Here is a 16,426-nt window from a genome sequence, read left to right on the forward strand (position 1 = left end):
ATATTTTCCATATCAAGACAGGTAAGAGAAACGGCATGGCCAAGACACAACCGAAAAAGAAAATGAGCGCCAAGAACATTGCCGCAGGTTTTCTGATGGCCCTGCTTGCGCTCAGCCTGTTGGGCTTCGGGGTCGAAGGGTTTGGCAGCCGCTCACAAAATGTCGCCACTGTCGGGGATCGTGACATTAACGCCGATGCCTATGCACGCGCCCTGCAAAACGAATTGCGCGCTCTGCAAAGTCAGGTCGGACAAGCCGTCACCATGGAGCAAGCCCGCATGTTCGGGATTGACCAGATGGTTCTGGAGCAGCTTGTCACCAGTGCCGTCCTTGACAATGAAGCCGAACGACTGGGCGTATCCGTAGGCGACACGACCGTGCAGCGCGAGATTTTGCAGATCGGGTCGTTTCAGGGGCTGGACGGAAACATCGACCGCGAGGCGTATCGCTTCGCACTTCAGAATGCCGGTATGAATGAAGCAGAGTTTGAAACTTCGGTGCGCGAGGATGTCGCGCGCTCGATCCTGCAAATGTCGGTTATCAGCGGGGCCGCCGCACCGGAACGGATTGTGACCCCCTTGCTGGAATACCAGGCACAAACCCGCGATGTCACAGTTCAAAGCCTGAGCGCGGACACACTGCCCGACCCTGTCGGATTGCCCGACACGGCAGAATTGCAAGCCTTTTATGAGGCAAATCTGGACAACTACACCCAGCCAGAAGGCAAGAGCATTCGCTACGCATGGATCACCCCTGAGATGGTGATCGACACGATTGAGGTCGATGAAGCGATCCTGCGCGACGCCTATGAGGCCCGCCTCGCGCAATTCTCGCAACCCGAGCGGCGGCTGGTCGAGCGTCTGGTTTTCTCTGACAGGGACGCCGCCGAAGAGGCACTTGCGCGCCTCACCTCTGGTGCCGTGACCTTTGATGAGCTGGTGCGCGAACGCGGTCTGGAACTGGAAGATGCCGATATGGGCGATGTCACCCGTGCCCAGCTTGGCGCGGCTGGCGATCTTGTCTTCGATCTGGAAGAACCGGGCATTGCTGGCCCCGCTGAGACATCGCTTGGCCCTGCAATCTTTCGCATGAATGCCATCCTTTCCGCGCAAGAAGTCAGCTTTGAAGATGCCCGCGACCAGTTGCGCGATGAACAGTTGGCCGATCTTGCGCGCCGCACCCTGTCGGATGACTACGACCTGTACGAGGATTTGCTGGCAGGCGGGGCCACACTTGAACAACTGGCACAGGAAACCGAAATGCAGAGCGGCCAGATAGACTGGCGGCCCGGCGTGACCGATGGCATCGCCGCCTATGAAAGCTTCCGCGATGCAGCAGGGCAGTTGCAAGAAGGCGAGTTTCCAGAAATCCAGTTCATGCAAGATGGTGGCATGTTCGCACTGGAATATCTCGACACTCTTCCCGCGACCCCCCGCCCGCTAGAGGAAATTGAGGCGCAGGTGATTGCTGATTGGCAAAATGAACAGACCCTGCAAGGGCTACGCTCGGTCGCAGAGCAGCTTGCCACCAGCCTGCGCGACAATACGGACGCGCCGGAACTGGCCGTAGCACCTGTCCGTTTCGACGGGTTGCGCCGCAACGACACACTGCCCGATCTGCCCCGTGACCTTGTTGGCACGACCTTCGAAATGGACGAGGGCGAAGTGCGCATCGTCGAGGGCGACAGCCGCGTGCATGTGTTGCAACTGCACAGCGTCCAAAGCCCCGATCTGATGCTGGAAGATGTCGCTGACATGCGCGCAGGTCTGGAAATGCAGATCGAGCAAAGCATTGCACAAGACCTGTTTGGCTACTTTTCGGGCAGTTTGCGTCAATCCACACCAATCCAGATTGATCAGCAGATGATTGATGCTGTTCAGGCCAATTTCTGAAACGCCATGGCCCAGTTCACACCGGATTTCGCAACGTTCGAGGCAGGCTGGCGGAGCGGTGAAAACCAACTTGTCTATACGCGGCTGGCCGCCGATCTGGACACGCCCGTCTCACTCTATCTGAAACTGGCAGGGGCCAGCCGGGACAGTTTCATTCTTGAATCCGTCACTGGCGGAGAGGTGCGCGGGCGCTATTCCATGATCGGGATGAAGCCGGACCTGATCTGGGAATGTCGCGGGGGCGCAAGCCGTATCAACCGCGAAGCGCGTTTTGATCCCGACGCATGGGCAGATCTTGAAGGGCACCCGCTGGATACGCTGCGCGCCGTGCTTGGCGAAAGCCGTGTGACCATGCCAGAGGGGTTGCCTGCGGCCTCTGTCGGGCTGTTTGGCTATCTGGGCTATGACATGATTCGGCTGGTTGAACATCTGCCCGATGTGAACCCCGACCCGATTGACGTGCCCGATGCGGTCATGCTGCGCCCCTCGGTCGTGGCGGTGCTGGACGGGGTGAAGGGCGAAGTGATTGTCGTCTCGCCTGCATGGGCAGGGTCGGGCCTGTCGGCGCGTGCAGCCTATGCGCAGGCGGCAGAACGCGTCATGGACGCCGTGCGTGATCTCGAACGCGCAGTCCCGCAAGTACCACGCGAATTGCGCAGCGACACAGCGCCCATCGGGGAGCCCGTCTCGAATTTCGCCAAACCCGATTATCTGGCCGCCGTCGAGAAGGCCAAGGATTACATTCGGGCGGGCGATATCTTTCAGGTCGTGCCCTCGCAGCGCTGGTCGCAGCGCTTTGCGCTGCCACCCTTCGCGCTCTATCGCTCCCTCCGGCGGACAAACCCCTCGCCCTTTATGTTCTATTTCGACTTTGCATCCAGTGGCGGGAATTTTCAGATCATCGGCGCCAGCCCGGAAATTCTGGTGCGCCTGCGCGACGGCGAGGTGACGATCCGACCTATTGCGGGCACACGCCCACGCGGGGCCAACCCAGAGGAAGACCGCGCGCATGAGGCCGATCTACTGGCCGATGAAAAGGAACTGGCAGAGCATCTGATGCTGCTCGATCTTGGGCGCAATGATGTGGGGCGTGTGGCCAAGATCGGCACCGTGCACCCGACCGAGGAATTCATCATCGAGCGCTACAGCCATGTGATGCATATCGTGTCCAACGTGGTGGGTGAACTGGCCGAGGGGCAGGACGCGTTGTCGGCCCTGCTGGCGGGCCTGCCTGCGGGCACGGTATCCGGCGCGCCCAAAGTACGCGCGATGCAGATCATAGACGAGTTGGAGCCGGAAAAGCGCGGTGTCTATGGTGGGGGGGCCGGCTATTTCGCCGCCAATGGCGAGATGGACATGTGCATTTGCCTGCGCACGGCCGTTCTGAAAGACGAGACGTTGTATATTCAGGCAGGCGGCGGCGTCGTCTATGACAGCGACCCGGAGGCGGAGTATCTGGAAACCGTCAACAAATCCCGCGCCCTGCGCCGCGCGGCAGAAGATGCCGGACGGTTTGCCGGCGGGAATGGATGACGGACTGACGACCCGAGCGGCGGTGGCATCGGCCAGAACCAGCTCAATGCAGGTATGGTGTCGATTTAAGGTGTTCGCGGATTGGCGTGAAAAGCACCAAGCCGCGCATCGTCGGGCCCGTGGGCGGCCCGGCGATGCGCGGCGGGCTAACGCCCTTGATTCCGCGCGGGGGGGCGAACGACCGCAAAGCCGCCGCCCACCCTGTCAGCCGATACTATTCCGCCGCCTCTGCGTAACTCTCCACAGGAGGACAGGTGCAGACAAGGTTGCGGTCACCGTAAACATTGTCCACGCGCCCGACCGGCGGCCAGTATTTGTCACCCCGGAAGCTGGCCGGCGGGAAACAGCCCTGTTCGCGTGAATAGGGCCGGTCCCAATCTGCGATCAGATCCTCAACAGTATGAGGGGCGTGTTTCAGCGGGTTGTTTTCCGCGTCAATCTCGCCTTGCTCTACCGCGCGAATTTCCTCGCGGATGGACAGCAAAGCCGTGATAAAGCGGTCAATCTCGGCCTTATTCTCGGATTCCGTCGGCTCCACCATCAGCGTGCCAGAGACAGGCCAGCTCATCGTTGGGGCGTGAAAGCCGTTGTCGATCAGGCGTTTGGCGATGTCATCGACCGTTATTCCTGCCTCGGCAAAGGGCCGCGTGTCCAGAATGCACTCATGTGCGATGCGGCCCTTGTTGCCCATGAACAGAATATCATAAGCCCCTGTCAGACGTGCTGCGATATAGTTGGCGTTCAGAATGGCCACGCGGGTCGCCTGTGTCAGCCCCGGCCCGCCCATCATCAGGCAATAGGTCCAAGAGATCAGCAGGATCGAGGCCGACCCATAGGGCGCCGCCGAGACCGGCCCCTCTGCCCCGCCAATTTCCGGATGACCCGGCAGGAAGGGGGCCAGATGCGCCTTGACGCCAATCGGCCCCATGCCCGGCCCACCGCCGCCATGCGGAATGGCAAAGGTCTTGTGCAGGTTCAGGTGCGACACGTCGCCCCCAATCTCGCCCGGTTTGACCAGCCCGACCATCGCATTCAGATTGGCCCCGTCGATATAAACTTGGCCCCCGTGGTCATGGGTGATCGCGCAGACCTCGCGCACGGTTTCCTCGAACACCCCGTGTGTGCTGGGGTAAGTGATCATGCAGGCCGCCAGTCGGTCGCCTGCCTTGGCCGCCTTCTCGCGGAAATCATCCAGATCGACATCGCCATTGGCCGATGATTTCACCACGACCACCTGCATCCCGCACATCTGCGCGCTGGCGGGGTTGGTGCCGTGGGCCGAGACAGGGATCAGACATATGTCACGATGCCCCTGCCCGCGTGCGCGGTGATAAGCTTGAATGGTTAACAGCCCTGCATACTCGCCCTGCGCGCCGGAATTGGGCTGCATCGACATGCCCTCATAGCCGGTGAGTTCGCAAAGTTTCGCCTTCAGGTCTGAAATCGCCTCGGCATAGCCCAAAGCCTGATCGGGTGGGCAGAACGGGTGCAGAGAGGCGAATGCAGGCCACGATAGCGGCATCATTTCGGCGGCGGCATTCAGCTTCATTGTGCACGACCCCAGCGGGATCATGGCACGGTCAAGGGCAAGGTCGCGGTCGGCAAGGCGGCGCATATAGCGCATCATTTCCGTCTCGGCACGGTTCATATGGAAGATCGGATGGGTCAGATAGTCGCTTTCGCGGATGAAGGTTTCGGAAAAGCCCAGATCCCCCCGATGCGGCGGCACCCCCTCAATGCCAAAGACCCGCAAGACCCGCATGAGCACGCGCTCATCTGTGGTTTCATCCAGCGAGATACCGACATGGGCGGCCCCGATTTTGCGAAAGTTCAGCCCTTCGGCGCGGGCGGCAGCCAGAATGCCCGCCTGCCCCACACCCACTTCAACTGTGATCGTGTCAAAAAACTCTTTCACGACCACATGCGCACCTGCCGCACTGAGCGCGCGGTACAGGCGTTGTGTCAGAAAATGCACCCGCTCGGCGATGGCACGCAACCCTTTGGGGCCATGGAACACCGCATACATGGACGCCATAACAGCCAGCAGCGCTTGCGCGGTGCAGACATTGCTGGTGGCCTTTTCACGGCGGATATGTTGCTCGCGGGTTTGCAGGGACAGCCGGTAAGCCTTGTTGCCCCGCGAATCCACACTGACGCCCACCAGACGGCCGGGCAGCGAGCGCTTATAGGCATCCGCGCAGGAGATAAACGCTGCATGTGGCCCGCCATATCCCATCGGCACGCCAAAGCGCTGCGCACTGCCCACGGCGATGTCAGCGCCGATGGCACCGGGTTCCTTGATCATGGTCAGCGCCAGCAGATCGGTGGCCATGATCGCCACAGCGCGGGCGGTGTGCAGCCCCTCAATCGCGCCAGTGAAATCGTACAGGTCACCATAAGTGCCGGGATACTGGAAGATTGCGCCAAAGACCTTATCCGCTTGCAGCATCTCCGGCTCGTCAATAATGACCTCAATCCCCAAGGGGGCTGCGCGGGTCTGCATCACGGCGATGTTCTGCGGGTGGCAATTCTTGTCGATAAAGAACGCGGTCGCTTTCGACTTCGCCACGCGCTGCGCCATGACCATCGCTTCGGCGCAAGCAGTGGATTCGTCCAAGAGCGAGGCATTGGCCACAGGCAGACCGGTCAGATCAGCGACCATAGTCTGGAAATTCAACAGCGCTTCCAGTCGCCCTTGGGCGATTTCGGGCTGATAGGGGGTATAGGCCGTATACCAAGCGGGGTTTTCAAAAATATTGCGCTGGATCGCGGGCGGCGTGACAGTGCCGTAATAACCCTGACCAATCAGCGAGGTCATGATCTTGTTTTTCGCCCCCACCGCGCGCAACTTTGCCAGCAACTCGCCTTCCGACAAGGGTGCCCAAGTCAGCGGGTCCGCCTGTCGCAAATCCGCCGGGATCGTCTGCGCGATCAACTGCTCCAGACTGTCGCAGCCCAGAACCGTCAGCATCTCGGCCATTTCTTCGGGCGTCGGGCCGATATGGCGACGGTTGGCAAAATCATACGGGTTATAATCGGTGGGGGTATAGGTCATCATGCACCTTGTGGTTGCTTTCGAGCATTCGCGAGCGGGAGAATTGGCCGCGTGGCCCGCAAGGCGGGTTATCGCGGCGCAATCCTTCCCAAAGGCAGTTCAGCCCAGAAATTCCTTATACTCGTCTTCGGTCATCAGATCGTCGAGCACGCGCAGGTCATCCAGCTTCATCTTGAAGAACCACGCGTCACCCTGCGGGTCTTCATTGACCAAACCCGGAGTGTCGCTGAGCGCGTCATTCACGGCAACAATCTCGCCATCGACGGGGGCTAGAATGTCAGAGGCGGCCTTGACGGATTCGATCACGCAGACCTCATCCCCTTTGACGACCTTCGCCTCGATCTCAGGCAATTCGACAAAAACCACATCGCCTAATTGCTCGGCGGCATGTTCGGTAATCCCTACGACCACAACATCGCCTTCGACGCGCAGCCATTCATGTTCTTCAGTGTATTTCATAGGAAACGCTCCTCAGCGCTTATAGGTGGATGGACGAAACGGAAGGGTGCAAACTGTAACAGGCAGGCGCTTGCCGCGCACCTCGCCCCAGAGTTGGGTTTCGGGGGCGGCAAACCCCTTTGCGACATAGCCCATCGCAATCGGCGCACCGATCGAGGGGCCGAACCCGCCTGACGTGACGCGGCCAATCTTGTGACCGCCCTCAGGCGCATCCCAGATTTCTGTGCCTTCGCGCATGGGCGCGCGGGTCTGTGGTTGCAAGCCGACGCGCGACTCAGACGTGCCCTCGGCAAGCTCGGACAATATGCGTTCAGCACCGGGAAAGCCGCCTTCGCGTGCGCCCCCTGCCCTGCGGGATTTCTGGATCGCCCAAGTCAGCCCCGCCGCAACCGGTGTCGTGGTCTGATCAATGTCATGCCCATAGAGGCACAAGCCCGCCTCCAGCCGCAAGCTGTCGCGTGCGCCAAGGCCAATCGGGGCAACCTCGTCTCTGGCAAGCAAGGCGCGGGCAAAATCCTCGGCGGTAGCATCAGGCACCGAAATCTCGAACCCGTCTTCGCCAGTATAGCCCGACCGCGAAATCCAGAGCGCGCCAAACAGCGTGTCGACCGTCAGCACATCCATAAAGCGCATGGCCCGCACATCAGGCACCAGATTTGCCAGCACCGTCTCGGCCTGTGGCCCTTGCAAGGCAAGCAGCGCGCGATCCGTCACAGGCTGCACCTGCGCCACATCCCCCAGATGCGCCTGCATATGTGCGATATCCTCGGCCTTGCATGCAGCATTTACGACGACGAACACATGATCCCCGCGATTGGCGAACATCAGATCATCCAGAATACCACCCTGCGCATTGGTGAACAGCCCATAGCGCTGGCGCCCCTCGGCCAGCCCGGACACGGCAACCGGCATCAGGGCTTCAAGCCCGGCTTCCAATGCGGCCATTCCCCCGCTGGGTGTCAGAATCACTTGCCCCATATGGCTGACATCAAACAGCCCAGCATGTGCGCGGGTGTGCAGATGCTCGGCCATGACGCCCATCGGATATTGCACAGGCATGGCATAGCCCGCGAAAGGCACCATTTTTGCGCCAAGTTCCTGATGTAGGTCCTTGAGCGGCGTTTGCTTTAACTCGGTCAACTGCTCTGACATGTCGCCCCTGTCATTCGGGCCAATAGGCCGGGTTCATGAATGCGGCGCGTGCCGCCTGCCATGCCCCCTCTGTCCTTGACGCCTGAGATCGCTATCCCTTCGGCGGACGCTTGCGCGCCTCTCTCCAGAGTCTGTTACTTGAACCGGTCCTTTTGCCTGAGAGTTTACCGGGGCGGTTGCTCCTTCGGCCCTGAGATTTGCGCCTCAGTGTCTCCCGTATCCAAGTTGCATTGTGCTAATGGAAAACGGTCCTGTCTTGCAAGCCTTTTTTCTGCGCTTGCGCTATCACGTCACTTATCGCGCGAAACCGACACCAAGGCATCATCGCCATTTCCGAAGAGCGGGCAGTGATACCCCCGGCCCGCCGCTAATGCGTGTCAAAACTCACCTGAATCCGCATGAAACCATCTTTATCGACACCCAGCATCTTGGGACTGAACTCAGCGATCTTATCGAGATGGGCATGGGCTGCAACGCTTGTGCGTAAGATCGCCGTTGTGCCCGCAGCACAGGTCAGACGAAACGGCGATTGCGGGGCCATATTCAGGGGCGAATGCGCGCTGACATAATTGCTCAGAATATCGCGGGTGATGGCAGGATGCTCCATCACAATCCCCTCTGGTCCGGTGCCAGCAAAGCCACCGGCCCCTTGGGCACGAAAACTGTTTGTGCACAGGATAAACTCTGCGTTCACATCCAGCGGCGCGCCGTTCCATGTGACATTGCGCACACGAGAGAAGGTTGGATCAATCTCGGTGCCATCCGCGGCAAAGCGCGCAGGCGCTGTCAGGTCTATGGCATAGTCCAGCCCATAGATGATTTCAAAATTATAACCCGGAAAACTCGGGTTCATGAGCGCCTGATCCGGCTGTCCCGGTTTCAGCTGTCCAAACGCCGAGGCAGAGCGTTCCAGCCAAAGCAGTATTTCTGCTCCGGTCAGGCGACAGGCCGCCACCCGGTTGGGAAAGACATACAGATCAGCAAGCGAGCGCAAGGTAAGCAGGCCTGTGGCGATATTTGTGAAATTGCGCGCACCTCCCAGCCCGCCCACCTTCGGGGGGGACGCCGCGGAGAGAAGCGGCAAATCTTTGTGCGCGCTGTCTTCCAGATGCTCGGCCACAAATTCCTTTTGCGCCTGTGCGACCAGTTGTGTCGCCGCACTGTGGCCCAGAAAGGCAAAGAAACTGTTGATCGCGGTGTCCGTCGCACCAATGGGCTGGCGGATTTTTTCCAGCACCGCATCATGTGCCGATGCGACAATCTTGCGCACGGCAGGGCTGAGAATGGGGGACGTGCTTTCCTTTTGCACGGGCTGTGCGAAATGCAACGAGGCATCGCGCAAAGCGCGCGTGCTGACATGGGTATCGAGGACATGCCATTTGCCGCCATCTTGCAACAGCGTCATATCAATCAACCCCAGATGAGACCCGAAAAAACCGCTCATCACAGTTGGTGTGCCCCAAATCGTGCCACGCTCAATATTCACACCCGGTATTTTGGCGAAAAGGGGCGATGGAAACACCTGATGGCTATGTCCACTCAGGATCAGATCGACACCGTCAATACGGGCCAGAGGGATCACCGCATTCTCCATATTCTCGGTATGTCGGCTTTCGCCAATGCCCGAATGCGCCAGCACCACAATCAGATCGGCACCTGCTTCGCGCATCTCCGGCACCCATGCGCTGACTGCGTCAACCATATCGCGCGTTTGCACGCGGCCATCCAGATGCTGACGCTCCCATATTGCAATCTGCGCAGGCGCAACCCCAATCACCCCGATGCACAGCGCGCGCTGTTGGCCTGCCCGGTCGGTCACATCACGCCGCAGCAAACGATAAGGTCGGAACAGATGTGTATCCTTGCGCGGCACAGCCCCCGCCTTGCGCAGGATATTGGCCGAAACAGTCGGAAACTTGGCCAGTGACATCGAGCGCATCAGAAATTCGAGGCCATAATTGAATTCGTGATTGCCCAAAGTGATCGCGTCATAGCGAAGCGCATTCATCGCGGCGATGACGGGATGCACTTCGCCCGCGCGCATGGACCGGTCATAGGCGAAAAAATCCCCCACAGGGGTTCCCTGCAAAAAATCACCATTGTCAAATAACAGACAATTTGGAACCTGCTGGCGCGCAATATCAATCAATTCCGACAGCCGCGCCAACCCCAGATCGGGATTCGGGCAATCGGCGTAATAGTCATAGGGGTGCAAATGGACGTGCAGATCCGTGGTTTCCATAATGCGCAGATCGACTGCGGCTGAAACCTCTTGACTGCGGGCGAAGGAACTCAGGTGTTGTTTCATGTCGCTATGCATACCGTTACATCATTTCCTCCTCTGGTCTGATCGCCAACAGAGTATAATTTCGGCCAAAAACAAGGTCATTTTGTGTCAAGAACACCTGAGCACCCGAAGCAGACTCTCCGACAGCTCAGGTGCGTGCAATATAACCCAGAGTTGCTTGCATATGCAAAGCGATTGCTCTTAAAGGGAAAAACACCCATTTCGACAGGGGTGCAGAAATCGGGGGATAATGCGTTTTGCCTTTGGGGATGAATGGCACGCACGCAACGCGCAGGCGCGCACGGATGCCACGGCCATCACGCAGGCTCTGGCCAATCCGCAAACGCGGGTCCTGCCGGTGTGGCGCGGAAAACCACATCTTGCGGGCGACGCGGTATGTTGGGCTGCGGTCAATGACCCGATCCTGAAACACGCCAAAGCGCCATTTCTCTATCTCGGTCAGCATGACAACCGCGACCTCTTTGCCGCCGACATATCGGCTTGGGAACCAGACGCGCTTGACCGCGCGGCACTGGCCATGTTCACCGATACCAGCATCCAGATTCACCCCGCCGCCCCGAAAGGCGCGTATTTCGGCGAATTGCGGTTGGCGATGGTGCAGCTGTCGCGCACTGACGCCGCGCTTGCGGCCACCGCGCGCGCCCTGTTCAACTGGCACCGGACACATCGGTTCTGTGCGGCCTGTGGTCAGCCCAGCCAAACCAGTGCCGCCGGTTGGGAACGTGTCTGCACCGTCTGCGCGGCCAAGCATTTCCCCCGCACCGATCCGGTCGTGATTATGCTGGTGACACATGGCAATAATTTGCTTTTGGGCCGCTCGCATGGCTGGCCAGAGCGGATGTATTCCGCACTTGCCGGCTTCATCGAACCGGGCGAGACGCTGGAATCAGCCGTCGCGCGCGAAGTCTCGGAAGAAACCGGCATCGCTGTGCGCGATATCCGCTATCTCGCCTCGCAACCTTGGCCCTTTCCAAACTCGCTGATGTTTGGGTGCATCGCGCATGCCGAAAACACAGAATTGACCCTTGATGATGAACTGGAAGATGCGCTCTGGATGTCGCGCGAAGATGTCTTGCTGGCATGGAGCGGGCATCACGAAAATGTCTTGCCTGCGCGCAAAGGCTCGATCGCGCACTATATGATCGGGCAGTGGCTGTCCGGGCAGGTTTGAACACATGTGATCTGCCCGCATGACCGCTTGCATTTCAAACCCGTGGCTTTCAGGATACACGCATTGAAACCAGCTATGACCTCTCGAAATGGAACCGGCACCTTGCGATGGACTTTCCCGAATATACTGACAGTCATGCGCTTGCTCGCAGCACCCGGTGTCGCCGTAATGTTTTTGTATTTCCATCGTCCCTGGGCGGATTGGTTCGCGCTGGTGCTCTTTGCGCTGGCCGCGATCACGGATTTCTTCGACGGCTATCTGGCACGCGCGTGGAAGCAGGAAAGCCGCCTTGGCGCTATGCTCGACCCGATTGCCGACAAGGCGATGGTTGTTATCGCCCTGCTGGTCATTACCGGCTATTCGGGCATGGACCCCTGGCTGATCCTGCCCGCCACAGCGATCCTGTTCCGCGAAGTGTTTGTATCGGGCTTGCGTGAATTTCTGGGTGACAAGGCCGGGCTTTTGAAGGTCACACCCCTTGCCAAATGGAAAACGACAGCACAGATGACTGCGATCGCAGTTCTGTTTATGGCCATGGGTCTGGAATATGTCCGCGAGGCAAGCTTTCTGCGCAGCCATGCCGACCTGATCGCAACCCTCAGCGATATTGGCACCCCCGAGGTGAATGTCGTGGAACTGGCCCAATATGGCGGCAGCACTGTGTGGAATGTCGGATTGGCATTGATCTGGATCGCTGGCATTCTGACCCTGATCACCGGCTGGGACTATTTCCGCAAGGCCCAACCCCATCTGAAGGATGACATGACATGAGCCTTGAAATCCTCTATTTTGCATGGGTCCGCGAACGCGTAGGTGTGCCGCGCGAAACCGTTCAGACCGATGCTGTCACAGTGGCCGAACTGGTGCGCGAACTCAGCACGCGCGACGACCGCTACGCTCTGGCCTTCTCTGATCTGTCGGCGCTGCGCGTGGCCATTGATCAGGATCTGGCCGAGTTTGACAGCCCGCTCGCGGGCGCGCGCGAAGTGGCCTTCTTTCCGCCGATGACAGGGGGCTAGGCATGACGATCCGCGTTCAGGATGCGCCTTTCGACTTCGGGCAGGAATGCGCGAAATTTGCACAATCATGCGATAATGCGGGCGCAATCGTCACATTCTGCGGGCTTGTGCGCAACAGCGACGACAAGACGCTATCCGCCATGATGATCGAGCATTATCCCGGCATGACAGAACGCGCCCTGACCCGGATCGCAACTGAGGCGCAGGACCGCTGGTCTTTGCACAACTGCCTGATCATTCACCGCTACGGCCAGCTTGCCCCCGGTGCACAGATCATGATGGTGGCAACCGCCGCGCGCCATCGCAGTGACGCATTCTGCGCCGCCGATTTCCTGATGGACTACCTGAAATCACGCGCCCCCTTCTGGAAAAAGGAAATCAGCATGTCGGGGGCAGAATGGGTCGCGGCAAAAGACACGGATGAAGCCGCTCTCCTGCGCTGGTAGCATTTTCTTGCACAAAATACTCTGGGGTGAATTGGGCCGCAGGCCCAAGAGGGGCAAAGCCCCTAACCCTTCCCCATCACGCAAAAAGGGCGGCTCTCGCCGCCCTTTTTTCAATTTTGTTACACTTAACCTTGTGTCGCGCTGGTCACATCGACTGTGACACCGGGGCCCATGGAAGAGCTGACAGAAACGCCCTTCATATAAGCGCCTTTTGCCCCTGTCGGCTTGGCCTTGGCGACGGCATCGACGAAAGCGCGCAGGTTTTGTGCCAGTTTGGCCGCATCAAACGATGCTTTGCCTATCCCGGCATGCACAATCCCGGCTTTCTCGGCTTTGAACTGTACCTGACCACCTTTGGCGCTTTTCACGGCTTCTGCGACATCCATCGTCACAGTGCCGACCTTCGGGTTTGGCATCAGGTTGCGTGGGCCAAGAATCTTGCCCAAACGCCCCACAACCGGCATCATGTCCGGCGTTGCGATGCAACGGTCGAACTCGATCTTGCCGGACTGGATGGTTTCCATCAGGTCTTCGGCACCGACAATGTCAGCCCCTGCCGCCTTGGCTTCATCCGCTTTGGGGCCGCGTGCAAAGACTGCAACGCGGACGGTCTTGCCTGTCCCGTTGGGCAGGATCACCACACCGCGGACCATCTGGTCTGCATGGCGCGGGTCAACGCCCAGGTTCATTGCAATCTCGATTGTCTCGTCAAATTTCGCGGTTGCATTGGCTTTCACCAGTTCCAGCGCGTCTTCGACTGTCAGGTTCTGCTTGCCCACATAGGCTTCGCGGGCGGCTTTTATCCGTTTTCCAACTTTTGCCATGACCTTAGCCTTTCACCTCGAGACCGATCGACTTGGCCGAACCAGCAATGATCTGCATGGCGCCTTCGATGGAGTTTGCATTGAGGTCACGCATTTTGGCCTCGGCGATTTCGCGCACCTGTTTGGTGGTGACAGAGCCAGCCATGCTGCGCCCCGGGGCTTCCGAGCCACGCGCCCGGTTGCGCTTGCCCACAGGTTTCAGGCCTGCCGCGCGCTTCAGATACCACGATGCAGGTGGTGTTTTCAGGTCCATCGTAAAGGACTTGTCCTGATAATACGTAATCACCGTCGGAATCGGCGCGCCTGGCTCCAGCTCGGCCGTGCGTGCGTTGAATTCCTTGGTGAACATCATGATATTGATGCCGCGCTGACCCAAGGCCGGGCCAACAGGTGGGGACGGGGTCGCTTTACCCGCCGGAATTTGCAGCTTTAGCTGCCCGATAACTTTCTTGGCCATCTGGCCTCTCCTTTTTCACCTCACCCCGATCGCACGCGTGCAAGGGGCTGTTGCGGTTTAGTGGTCAGGCATGGTCCGGGCGCGCCCAGCCAGCCTCCCACGCACATCACATCAGATGTCTTTCGACACCTGTGTGAATTCCAGATCGACCGGGGTAGCCCGGCCAAAAATCGAGACCATCACCTTCAGGCGGCTGCTGGCCTCGTCTACTTCTTCGACCAGCCCCGAGAACCCCTCGAATGGCCCGTCATTTACCTTGACCTGCTCGCCGACCTCAAAATGGATCAGCGTGCGCGGCGCTTCTTCGCCTTCCTGAACGCGGTTCAGGATCAGGTTCACTTCTTCATCGCGCATCGGCATGGGCTTGCCTTGGGTGCCCAGAAAACCTGTGACGCGATTGATGGAATTGATCAGGTGATAGGCTTTCGCGCTCATCTCCATGCGCACCAGCACATAACCGGGCATGAAGCGGCGCTCGGAGGTTACTTTTTTGCCGCGGCGCACCTCAAGCACTTCTTCCGTAGGCACCAGAACTTCTTCAATCTGCTCTTCCAGCCCCGCCTCTGCTACGGCGGTGCGAATGGCCTCGGCCACTTTCTTTTCGAAATTCGACAGAACGCTTACCGAATACCAGCGCTTGGCCATGTTCCCCATCTTTCTGCTCTTCTCCGATGCGAACTGCACCGGCCTGTCAGGTTTTCGTCAAATACTGACGATCTTTCCTGTCAGAAGGTCAAAACAAACAGCGCACCGAGTCGGTGCGCTTTGAGCAGTCCATTACAGGCAGAGCGGGGGGTTTTCAAGCCCTGCCGCCTGTCCGCCGGATGCTAATTGAACATTCCCAGAAGTCCACCAAGTCCTGTACGGATCGTAAGGTCGACTAAAAAGAAGAAAACAGCCGTAAGGGCTGCCATGATAAACACCATGACGGTTGTTACCAGCACTTCGCGCCGTGTAGGCCACGTGACCTTTGCGGCCTCTGCGCGCACTTGCTGCATGAACTGGAAGGGGTTGGTCTTGGCCATGCGACTAATCCTTTTGCTTAGTGGTCGACATACGCAGCCCCTGCCCCGGTTTCAAGTCGCTTTTCGGTGTCTGTTGCAGCTATGCCGATGTCACAGGGTCAGACATGTGACACGGGGCCAGAGGGCGAGTTGTTTCCAGTCGCTGTCATACTGGCTACGCGACTGCGCAACCAGCGCGGAAGAAAACGGCTGTAGCGGCGGGTATTGCGCAGATTTCGGAAATTTTCGTATCTGCTGTTTGACCGTCTTTTTCGGATCGCGCGCCGGATCTTCGGCAATCAGCGCCCTTGCCTGTTGCCAAGCCTGCGCCGAGATTCCCAACAGGCGCGGCCCGTCAGCGCCCAGCCACGCACACGCACGCGCATCCCCAAGCAGTTGCTCGGCCAGAACAGGTGCGATTTCCGGATACGCCTCATAGCGCCACAGCAATATATGCGAAACACCTGCACACCCCAGCAGGCGCGATATCAATTCAGGCCAACGCAAGGCAAGCGGGTCAATGCCATCCACAAACGCGTCGAAGCAAACCGGATGTCCTGCCAGCGCCTGATGCCCATGCGCCGAGATCAGAAACCCAAGCGGGTCGCGCAGGCAAAGCGCAAGTGTGACATTTTGCAAGCCGAGGCTTGAAATCAGGTGCGCGATGCGTGGGGCAGCTTGCGGATAAAGCTGCGATCCCTCTGCGATAAAAGGGGGGCGTGGACGACCCAGAATATTCTCGTCCGACAAGACGACACGTTGGCCTGCCCTGTGGGCCGTCGCCAGCGCCTGAAGCAAGGTATGCGGGTTTGCGGGTGCGCGATGTTCGGCCTTGCGGGGTGCCGGATACGCGTGTCGCTTGCGCAGCGTATCAGGCCCGATATAGCGACACCCCATCGCGGCAAGCTCGTCACGATGCGCCAGAAGTGCCTTTTGCAGATGTGTGCTTGCGGTCTTGTGTGCCCCGATATGAATCGTGACCGCCGGCGGACTGGCAGGGGCAGAGGGACTCGAACCCACGACCCTCGGTTTTGGAGACCGATGCTCTACCAACTGAGCTATACCCCTAGTCCGTGGGCGCAGGGTTATGACAGCGCCTGCCCAAG

General features: G+C 59.1%; 15 protein-coding genes, 1 tRNA gene and 1 riboswitch. Of the genes, 6 read left to right on the plus strand and 10 right to left on the minus strand.

The genetic code is table 11. The features are described from left to right. The first annotated feature begins 35 nt into the window (after positions 1 to 35). Together BD293_RS08575 and trpE are read left to right on the plus strand one after the other, a co-directional pair. Positions 36 to 1,892: a peptidylprolyl isomerase gene (locus BD293_RS08575; RefSeq protein WP_142080853.1), complete on the plus strand. Its 1,857-nt coding sequence runs from the start codon at positions 36 to 38 to the stop codon at positions 1,890 to 1,892. A 6-nt stretch (positions 1,893 to 1,898) separates the two neighbouring features. Beyond that, positions 1,899 to 3,425: an anthranilate synthase component I gene (gene trpE, locus BD293_RS08580; RefSeq protein ID WP_142080855.1), complete on the plus strand. Its 1,527-nt coding sequence runs from the start codon at positions 1,899 to 1,901 to the stop codon at positions 3,423 to 3,425. Between the two features lie 214 nt (positions 3,426 to 3,639). Here the strand turns inward: trpE and gcvP are convergent, their stop codons facing one another. From gcvP to BD293_RS08600, 4 genes are all read right to left on the minus strand, one after another. Beyond that, positions 3,640 to 6,480 (minus strand): aminomethyl-transferring glycine dehydrogenase, encoded by a 2,841-nt coding sequence (gcvP, locus tag BD293_RS08585; RefSeq protein ID WP_142080857.1) that lies wholly within the window; start codon positions 6,478 to 6,480, stop codon positions 3,640 to 3,642. Positions 6,481 to 6,579: 99 nt separating this feature from the next. Continuing rightward, positions 6,580 to 6,939: a glycine cleavage system protein GcvH gene (gene gcvH, locus BD293_RS08590; protein ID WP_142080859.1), complete on the minus strand. Its 360-nt coding sequence runs from the start codon at positions 6,937 to 6,939 to the stop codon at positions 6,580 to 6,582. 12 nt (positions 6,940 to 6,951) lie between these two features. Continuing rightward, a complete protein-coding gene (gcvT, locus tag BD293_RS08595; protein ID WP_142080861.1) occupies positions 6,952 to 8,091 on the minus strand; it encodes a glycine cleavage system aminomethyltransferase GcvT in 1,140 nt (379 codons plus the stop codon). A gap of 134 nt (positions 8,092 to 8,225) precedes the next feature. Beyond that, positions 8,226 to 8,318, minus strand: a riboswitch (glycine riboswitch). Between the two features lie 140 nt (positions 8,319 to 8,458). Beyond that, positions 8,459 to 10,399: a bifunctional 2',3'-cyclic-nucleotide 2'-phosphodiesterase/3'-nucleotidase gene (locus BD293_RS08600; protein ID WP_170207090.1), complete on the minus strand. Its 1,941-nt coding sequence runs from the start codon at positions 10,397 to 10,399 to the stop codon at positions 8,459 to 8,461. 229 nt (positions 10,400 to 10,628) lie between these two features. Between BD293_RS08600 and nudC the strand changes: the two genes are divergently transcribed. From nudC to BD293_RS08620, 4 genes are all read left to right on the plus strand, one after another. Further along, positions 10,629 to 11,570, plus strand: coding sequence for an NAD(+) diphosphatase (gene nudC / locus BD293_RS08605; RefSeq protein ID WP_142080865.1), 942 nt, complete (start codon positions 10,629 to 10,631; stop codon positions 11,568 to 11,570). A gap of 102 nt (positions 11,571 to 11,672) precedes the next feature. Further along, the gene (gene pgsA, locus BD293_RS08610) at positions 11,673 to 12,341 is read left to right on the plus strand and encodes a CDP-diacylglycerol--glycerol-3-phosphate 3-phosphatidyltransferase (protein WP_142084444.1); all 669 of its coding nucleotides are present in this window, start codon (positions 11,673 to 11,675) and stop codon (positions 12,339 to 12,341) included. Further along, positions 12,338 to 12,589 (plus strand): molybdopterin converting factor subunit 1, encoded by a 252-nt coding sequence (gene moaD, locus BD293_RS08615; RefSeq protein WP_142080867.1) that lies wholly within the window; start codon positions 12,338 to 12,340, stop codon positions 12,587 to 12,589. The genes pgsA and moaD overlap by 4 nt, the downstream gene beginning before the upstream one ends. 2 nt (positions 12,590 to 12,591) lie before the next feature. Further along, positions 12,592 to 13,035 (plus strand): molybdenum cofactor biosynthesis protein MoaE, encoded by a 444-nt coding sequence (locus BD293_RS08620; RefSeq protein WP_142080869.1) that lies wholly within the window; start codon positions 12,592 to 12,594, stop codon positions 13,033 to 13,035. A gap of 125 nt (positions 13,036 to 13,160) precedes the next feature. On the opposite strand, the gene rplA is transcribed toward BD293_RS08620, so the two are convergent. The 6 genes from rplA to BD293_RS08650 all read right to left on the minus strand — a co-directional run bounded on the left by rplA (position 13,161) and on the right by BD293_RS08650 (position 16,388). After that, on the minus strand, positions 13,161 to 13,859 hold the full coding sequence (gene rplA, locus BD293_RS08625) for a 50S ribosomal protein L1 (RefSeq protein ID WP_142080871.1): 699 nt from the start codon (positions 13,857 to 13,859) through the stop codon (positions 13,161 to 13,163). Between the two features lie 4 nt (positions 13,860 to 13,863). Next, positions 13,864 to 14,316, minus strand: coding sequence for a 50S ribosomal protein L11 (rplK, locus tag BD293_RS08630; RefSeq protein WP_142080873.1), 453 nt, complete (start codon positions 14,314 to 14,316; stop codon positions 13,864 to 13,866). A gap of 111 nt (positions 14,317 to 14,427) precedes the next feature. Next, positions 14,428 to 14,961, minus strand: a complete 534-nt coding sequence (gene nusG / locus BD293_RS08635; RefSeq protein WP_142080875.1) for a transcription termination/antitermination protein NusG — start codon at positions 14,959 to 14,961, stop codon at positions 14,428 to 14,430. Positions 14,962 to 15,143: 182 nt separating this feature from the next. Next, on the minus strand, positions 15,144 to 15,341 hold the full coding sequence (secE, locus tag BD293_RS08640; protein WP_142080877.1) for a preprotein translocase subunit SecE: 198 nt from the start codon (positions 15,339 to 15,341) through the stop codon (positions 15,144 to 15,146). 90 nt (positions 15,342 to 15,431) lie between these two features. Beyond that, entirely contained in the window at positions 15,432 to 16,340 is a 909-nt protein-coding gene (locus BD293_RS08645; protein ID WP_142080879.1) for a hypothetical protein, read from the minus strand. Beyond that, positions 16,313 to 16,388: transfer RNA gene (locus BD293_RS08650), tRNA-Trp, on the minus strand. Before BD293_RS08650 ends, BD293_RS08645 begins: the two co-directional genes overlap by 28 nt. Positions 16,389 to 16,426 lie beyond the last annotated feature (38 nt).

The sequence above is a fragment of the Roseinatronobacter monicus genome (assembly GCF_006716865.1).
In the GTDB taxonomy this organism is placed as follows: Bacteria; Pseudomonadota; Alphaproteobacteria; order Rhodobacterales; family Rhodobacteraceae; genus Roseinatronobacter; species Roseinatronobacter monicus.

What these genes read in the sequence shown, in the direction of transcription:
- trpE (WP_142080855.1), top strand. Translation starts at nt 1,899, where the DNA reads ATGGCCCAGTTCACACCGGATTTCGCAACGTTCGAGGCAGGCTGGCGG.
- nudC (WP_142080865.1), top strand. Translation starts at nt 10,629, where the DNA reads ATGCGTTTTGCCTTTGGGGATGAATGGCACGCACGCAACGCGCAGGCG.
- BD293_RS08600 (WP_170207090.1), bottom strand. Translation starts at nt 10,399, where the DNA reads ATGAAACAACACCTGAGTTCCTTCGCCCGCAGTCAAGAGGTTTCAGCC.
- moaD (WP_142080867.1), top strand. Translation starts at nt 12,338, where the DNA reads ATGAGCCTTGAAATCCTCTATTTTGCATGGGTCCGCGAACGCGTAGGT.
- gcvP (WP_142080857.1), bottom strand. Translation starts at nt 6,480, where the DNA reads ATGACCTATACCCCCACCGATTATAACCCGTATGATTTTGCCAACCGT.
- rplA (WP_142080871.1), bottom strand. Translation starts at nt 13,859, where the DNA reads ATGGCAAAAGTTGGAAAACGGATAAAAGCCGCCCGCGAAGCCTATGTG.
- gcvH (WP_142080859.1), bottom strand. Translation starts at nt 6,939, where the DNA reads ATGAAATACACTGAAGAACATGAATGGCTGCGCGTCGAAGGCGATGTT.
- BD293_RS08575 (WP_142080853.1), top strand. Translation starts at nt 36, where the DNA reads ATGGCCAAGACACAACCGAAAAAGAAAATGAGCGCCAAGAACATTGCC.
- nusG (WP_142080875.1), bottom strand. Translation starts at nt 14,961, where the DNA reads ATGGCCAAGCGCTGGTATTCGGTAAGCGTTCTGTCGAATTTCGAAAAG.
- BD293_RS08620 (WP_142080869.1), top strand. Translation starts at nt 12,592, where the DNA reads ATGACGATCCGCGTTCAGGATGCGCCTTTCGACTTCGGGCAGGAATGC.
- gcvT (WP_142080861.1), bottom strand. Translation starts at nt 8,091, where the DNA reads ATGTCAGAGCAGTTGACCGAGTTAAAGCAAACGCCGCTCAAGGACCTA.
- secE (WP_142080877.1), bottom strand. Translation starts at nt 15,341, where the DNA reads ATGGCCAAGACCAACCCCTTCCAGTTCATGCAGCAAGTGCGCGCAGAG.
- rplK (WP_142080873.1), bottom strand. Translation starts at nt 14,316, where the DNA reads ATGGCCAAGAAAGTTATCGGGCAGCTAAAGCTGCAAATTCCGGCGGGT.